Raw genomic sequence first — 6,848 nt, 5'->3', positions numbered from 1 at the left:
TTACATTTCCCCCCCCCCACCATAATAAAAAATATCATTTGTGTCGGCAGGCTCATTTTTTAATAAGACACCGCCCCCCTCCCCGGGGGGGCGTGGGGGGAAGGGGGCGGAAGGCGGCGCGGATTCGATCCAAGGCTACGGGGAGATTGGTTTCTACCAAGTGGCTACTCAGGCGCACAAAGCGCAGTCCCAGGCTTTCTAGCAGTTCCTGCCGTTGGCGATCCAAATCTTTTTGATGCTCGTGGATTGGCCCATCGACCTCTACAATCAAAGCCTCTTCCTTGCAGAAAAAATCGACCACGAATGTGCCGATCGGGTGCTGTCGCCGAAACTTACGCCCCTCCAACTGGCGATTACGCAACGCTTCCCACAAAATCGCCTCAGAAGGTGTAGATTGCCGCCGCAGTTGTCGAGCTACCTCCTGCATTTTCTTCTGAATTGCTGGAGGAACTTCCCATTTCTCCAACTCCCCCTCTCCCTGCGGGAGAGGGGGCTGGGGGGTGAGGGCCATCCCGCCCCATAGGAGAGGGGGCTGGGGGGTGAGGGCAACATCGCCATTGGGCAACTGACCTTGTGCTAAGTGGACTACAGATGGATCCCTCACCCTGCCCTCTCCCAGAGGGAGAGGGTTTTGAGTCTTCTCCCCCTCTCCCCATAGGAGAGGGGGCTGGGGGGTGAGGGCAATCTTCGGATACAAATGCCCGATCCGCTTAAAAGCCTCATCCCGCATCCATTGTCCGTAGTAGCGCACATCTGCCGCTAATCCTTGCGCCCCATACCACCGATTCAAACCGCAAACTCCCCCTCGCCCTATGGGAGAGGGGGTTGGGGGGTGAGGGCCATCTCGCCCTATGGGAGAGGGGGCTGGGGGGTGAGGGCGATCCTGGAGGTTAATCGGCGGCTTGTCCTTAAATAGCGGCGGAATTTCGATCAGAGCCTTGTTGATGAGAACAGCCACCGGATTCAAGTCACTGGCATAAGCCTTGAGCCCCAACCGCTGCGCCTCCAAGGGAATTGATCCCCCCCCGGCAAAGGGGTCGTAAACCGGCGGCGCGTGCTTGGCAATGTACTCCCTGACAGCCTGGGGATCCGTGGGCGGATCCTCACCGCGATCCCAGGCCAAACAGCGGGCAATCTCCCGCTGGGCCGCCTCCAAAACTCCTGAGTTGGGATCGTTCACATCGTCCCAAGAAACCAGGCCCCGCACCACTTGCTTGGTTTTGCCGTCCTTGTCTTTTTGAACTTCGATGCGGGCCAGAATGTCCAACAGCCGCTGTCGCTCCCGCTCTTGGTCGGCCTCGGTGGGGAACCTGTCTGGCCAACTGCTGGGATCATCCACCAAAGAAGCCCACAGAACCGCCCGACAAGCCGCCAGGGGCCGGCGTGCCCACCAGAGATGTAGGGTGCTGGGGTGGCCGTGGCGGATGGACTTCTCGCGGGCAGATTCTAAGTTGATGGCTTCCAGGGGCAGGGCAACTTCGATGAGCTTCTTGCGGCGGGACATAAGGAGCCAAGGCCAAGGAGGCGAAAACAGGGGGCAAAATATACTCTACTCGCTGCAGGCGGATCCCTTGGCCCCAGATTGGCTAGCTCTGCAGCCGGGGATCGGATCCCTGCTGCCAGAGCTCCTTCCACTTGTAGTTGACGCTACTGGCAGCAAAATCTGGCTCCCGCTTGAAAGGCCTTCTTACGTAGCGCACCTCACAGCCTTCCCCCGCCACTGTGTAAGTGCCTGCAGGAGTTTTGACCCTGAAGACATCCCCTTCTGGAAAATCCCGATCCGCCGGCACCTGAACCAGGGCAAGGATGTAGCTGTCGGGCTTATTCAAAGCTGTCAGAATTTCATTTTTCGTTACCGTTACCGTTTCTGCTCCTTCAACCCTGCCCTTGACCTCGATAAAGCGCAGGCCCTCCCTGCCTCTGGATTCGATGTCATAGCCCAGGTTTTCGGCACTCACATCGCGGGGCTCATATCCCAACGCCTGCTCGATGGCCATGACAGCGGCCATGGCCGCCTGCTCCACACGCTGGGTTTCGCGGGCAAAGGTGGCAGGAGTGGACTCCCGCTTGCCTTGCAGCCGCTGCAGCAACCCCACAGGGATCACCAGCGCCTTCCCCACCACCACCGGCGGCGAGGAGGATAGCTGGCGCTCCTGATCAAGTTCCGCCAGCCGCTTGCGAAGCCGATCGGCCAATTCATCGGCCCGCTGCCGGGCCTTGGCAGAGTTGAGCTTGGCATTGAGCTTGCCCGCCTGCTCCTCTAGCCGTAACTGGGCCGCCCGGTGATCCCAGTAGTTGATTTCTCGGGTGAGACGATCCTTTACAGCCCGCTCTGTTTTGTTGATGAGTTCTTCCCGCTGAGCCTTGACCTCCTGAAAATGCTGAGGAACAAGGTGTTCAATGGCGTAGGTGGTGACCTGCCCTTCTAGCTTCGCAGAAGAGAAGCTGGGAAGATAAGAGCTGGCTTGGGCTTTCAGAAGAGCCTGCTCTTCAGCAGTTAGGGGTCGATAGTCCAAGTAGGGAGCATAGCCGGCACTCCTTATCCTGAACTCCTCATTACCATCTCCCCCTCTCCCTGAGGGAGAGGGGGCTGGGGGGTGAGGGCCATCCCGCCCCATGGGAGAGGGGGTTGGGGGGTGAGGGCCATCCCGCCCTATGGGAGAGGCCAGGATTTCCGCATATTGCATACGGCGGGAAATGACTCGCCGCTGGCCATTGCGATCAGTCCGCCCATCCTGGATAGCGTGCTCCAGGTACACCAAAACCCGCGGCGTCTCGGTGGGATCCCTTTCATCGACAAGGACGGATCCCTGTCTAAGTAAGTCTCTGTATCGTTCCAGAATAAGATCGATGGTGGCTTCCAGAAGAGGGTGGCCAGGGCAGACAAACTCTGCCAAAGGTTTTCCGGGAACGCTAACTAGGCTTTTATCAAAGGTAATCCGTTCGTATTTTCTGAGAATAGGCGCGCCCAAGCCAATCTGGCGATCCCGATTGCGAATGTCTGCCGGCACGTGGGTAATTTCGTAGCGTTTGGATTCTCGCTTTTGCACAGTGCCCCCTAAGTGTTGAAAGGCCTCTAGGAAAAAGGAAGCAATAAAATGAGGCTGGAGCTTCCGGGCTTCAGCTCGCTGCATCTCTAATCGAATCTGTTGCACCTTGGTGATGTCCATGGAGTCGTGGGCCAGAGCCCGTTCCTCCAGGAGCTTTCTCAGCCGTTCTCGATCTAGGTAATCTGCCACCTTCTGGTTTAGCCGAGCTCTCACCTCTGGATCATCACCATAGCGAATGGCCTCAATGAGCAGCTCTCGCAATTCCTTCCCATCAATAGCCTTGCCCAGCACGTCAAAGACCTTGCCCCCTAGGGCTTTTTGCTCGCTCTCCAGCTTCTTCAATAAAGCCAGGTAGACATCCCCCTCGCGAGTTTCTGCAGCCACCAAATTCCATAGGTGGCAGACTTCAGTTTGCCCAATGCGGTGGATTCGCCCAAACCGTTGCTCCAAGCGATTGGGATTCCAGGGCAAGTCGTAGTTAACCATTAGATGGGCTCGCTGCAGGTTGATCCCCTCCCCGGCGGCGTCGGTGGCAATCAAGATTTGCACAGCCGGATCCTGCTTAAAAACCTCTTCAGCCTTCTTGCGCTCCTCCCGACCCATGCTGCCGTGAAGAGTAACCACTGCTTCTGACTGCCCCAGCAGAGTTCTCACGCGGTCGGCCAGGTACTCAAGGGTATCCCGGTGTTCGGTGAAGATCACCAGCTTGCGCCGATGTCCACCGGCGTCGAACATTTCCCCTTGATTTTGCAACAGCTTGGACAATTCTTCCCACTTGCGATCCTGACCACTGCGTCGCACCCGTTCAGCCAGCTTTTCTAGATCCTGAAGCCGCTGAATCTCTGCCTTAAGCTGGACAATGGTGCGAGCGGCAGTTGCTTGATCTACCAACTCTTCTTCTTGTTTTTCCAGCTCGTCAGCGGTGTAGTCTTCAAAGTCTTCCTCCCAACCTTCCGCATCAAGCGGGGGAATAGTGACAGTAATATTTCTCGTTCCTCGACTCCGTAATTGTTCTTCCCTAAGCCGCTGCTCCAGCCTCTGTCGCCGTCGCCGCAAGGATTGGTAAATCGCTTCTGGAGAAGAGGCTAGCCGACGCTGTAGGATGGTCAGGGCAAAACCAACAGTTCTCTTGCGACCATCGTTGTCCAAGGCATCTACATTGTTAAACTCTTCTCGTACGTAATCGGTAACTTCCTGATAAAGCTTGGCTTCCAGATCAGATAAGGCATACTGGACGGTGTAAGCCCTTCGCTCTGGAAAAAGCGGCTTGCCGTCAAACTTAACCAAGTCTTCTTTCACCAATCGCCGCATGAGATCCGAGACGTCGCAGGTGTGAGCTCCATCTCGAAATTTTCCCTCAAAGCGATCTCCGTCCAACAAGGCCAAAAAAAGCTGAAAGTCTGCTTCTTTGCCATTGTGGGGAGTGGCTGTCATCAGCAAAAAGTGGCGCGTTAGCTGAGAGAGCAATTTACCCAGCTTGTAGCGCTTGGTTTCTTTGATTTCTCCGCCAAAGAAGGATGCCGAAAGTTTGTGGGCCTCATCGACAACGACCAAGTCCCAATCGGCTTGCTTAAGTTTATATTGTAGGGCTTCATCTCGGCTAAGCTTATCTAGCCGGGCAATGAGCAGCGGAATCTCCTGAAATGGATTCCCTGTTCGAGCTGCTTCAAGACGATCGTTGGTCAAAATTTCAAAGGGCAAATGGAACTTTTGCACCATCTCCTCTTGCCACTGCAGGGTCAGACTGCCGGGGCAGACAATGAGACAGCGGTGCAGGTCACCGCGAATCAGCAGCTCCCGAATCAACAGCCCTGCCATGATGGTTTTGCCAGCCCCTGGATCGTCGGCCAGCAAAAACCGCAGCGGCTGCCGCGGCAGCATTTCCTCGTAGACGGCACTGATTTGATGGGGCAGAGGCTCTACCAGAGAGGTGTGGACAGCTAGGAGGGGATCGAAAAGATGAGCCAGCCGAATGCGATGCGCTTCGGAAACCAACCGGAAGAGAGCACCCTCTCCCTCGAAGTTGCAAAGGGATCCCTCCTGAACAACTTCCAAAGTTGGCTCTTGGTTGCGAAACAGCAGCTCTGCGTGGGGCTGCCCCTGGATGTCTTTGTAGATGACCTCGATGGCACTGCTGCCGTGCCATTTCACGTTGACGATGACAACGGCTTGGTTTGGCAGGATCCCTCTGACCCTTGCACCGGGGTTGAGATCTTCCAGTCGAGCCATAGACTGCAGGCTTCTAGAACTGCTGGCAGAAGCTTGTTCCAACTCCCCACTGCTATGTTGCCCTCACCCCCAGCCCCTCTCCCACCAGGGAGAGAGGAGTGTCCTCATGTCAGGGATCCCTGTGGGCAGACAGAATGGCCTGGGCGGCCAGGTGACCGGAGAGGGTAGCCCCTTCCATGCTGTCGATGTAGTCTTGGGCGGTGTAGCTGCCGGCAAAGAAGAAGTTGGGCACAGGGGTCTTCTGCTGCGGGCGATAGGGATCCATGCCCGGCGCCTCTCGATAGAGGGAGTGGGCCAGCTTGACCACGCTGTACCAGGTCAGGTTCAGTTGCCGCGACGAGGGGAAGAGCTCGTGCACTTGGTGCAGCACGTGCTGGGCAATCTGCTCGTTGGGCATGGAGATGAAGGGATCCCCCGGCGTGAGCACGCATTGCAGCAGGGATCCCTGGCCGGGCTTGTAGTAATCGGCGGGGCTGGTGAGGGCCAGGTCGGCGAAGCAGGAGAAATCGGCATCGGCGGTGTAGAGGAGGTTGTCGATGCCAAGCGGCTGCGGGTGGTCGGCGGCGCGTCTGGCCCGGCCCTTCAGCTCCGTCACCCAGCCATCGAAGCGCAATTGCACCGTTGCCACAGGTACGGATTCCAGCTTGTAGAGGTTGTCGAACTGGGGCCACTGCCGCCACACCTGTGGGATCAGCCGTTTGGCCCCTTCCACCGCCGTTGCACACACATACACATCTGCTTCCACCCGCTCGCCATTGGCCAAGACCAGGCCGGTTACCGCGTGGGGAGGAGAGTCGCTGACTTCGATGCGGCTGACTCCCCGGCGGGTATGAACCTGGCCGCCGCGGGCTTGCAGGTAGCGGACGATGGGCTGGGTGAGGTAATTGTCCGGGGATCCCTTGAGGAGGTTGAGCTTGGAGGCATCTGTTTTGCTGGCAAACATCTGAAAAATGGTCAGCATACAGCGGGCGGAAATCTGCTCCGTATCAATGAAGCCCAGGGCATAGGCAATCGGGTTCCACATCCGCTTCAGGCTGGCCTCGGATCCGCCGTGGCGGCGGAACCAATCGGCAAAGCTCATCCGATCCAAGGCGCGAATCTGCCGCATTGCTCCTTCGTAATCCAGCAGGCCACGAATCAGAGGGCTGGTGCCCAGTGCCAGGGCGTTGCGCAGTTTATCGGCCCAGGAGAGCTGCTCTGTCGTGAAGAAGGCCTTGAGGCCGTTGAAGGGCGCTCCCAGGGGAAAGCGAAAATCAAGGCTGCCCGTATGCCCGCCGCGGTTGACAAAGGTGTGGAGGTGCTGCTTGGGCAACAGGTTCTCGTAGGCCCCCACCTTTTTCATCAGGGCAAACAAGTTGCTGTAGTTGCAGAAAAAAACATGGAGGCCCATCTCGATGTGGTTGCCCTCGGCATCCTGCCAGGAGCCCACCTTGCCGCCCACAAAGGGCCGCGCCTCGTAGATCTGCACCTGGTGCCCCGCTTCCGCCAAATCGACCCCCGTGACCAAGCCGGCCAACCCTGCTCCGATAATGGCTACCCGCATCGTGATCCCCTCAACTGAGCCCCGCC

At 57.6% G+C, this 6,848-nt stretch carries 3 protein-coding genes; all 3 read right to left on the bottom strand.

Features of this window, described 5'->3' with window-relative positions; genetic code table 11:
• Nucleotides 1-52: 52 nt before the first annotated feature.
• The 3 genes from NW862_RS05100 to zds all read right to left on the bottom strand — a co-directional run bounded on the left by NW862_RS05100 (nt 53) and on the right by zds (nt 6,822).
• Nucleotides 53-1,504: a DUF1156 domain-containing protein gene (locus NW862_RS05100; protein ID WP_414426977.1), complete on the bottom strand. Its 1,452-nt coding sequence runs from the start codon at nt 1,502-1,504 to the stop codon at nt 53-55.
• An 82-nt stretch (nt 1,505-1,586) separates the two neighbouring features.
• Complete coding sequence (locus NW862_RS05095; RefSeq protein ID WP_414426976.1) at nt 1,587-5,279, bottom strand: helicase-related protein; 3,693 nt, start codon at nt 5,277-5,279, stop codon at nt 1,587-1,589.
• A 109-nt stretch (nt 5,280-5,388) separates the two neighbouring features.
• Entirely contained in the window at nt 5,389-6,822 is a 1,434-nt protein-coding gene (gene zds / locus NW862_RS05090; protein ID WP_414335013.1) for a 9,9'-di-cis-zeta-carotene desaturase, read from the bottom strand.
• Nucleotides 6,823-6,848 lie beyond the last annotated feature (26 nt).

Origin of the sequence: Synechococcus sp. H55.8 (assembly GCF_047462375.1) — a bacterium.
GTDB lineage: Bacteria > Cyanobacteriota > Cyanobacteriia > Thermostichales > Thermostichaceae > Thermostichus.
Note: the sequence above shows the minus strand (reverse complement) of the source record. Positions and strands in the feature narration are given on the sequence as shown.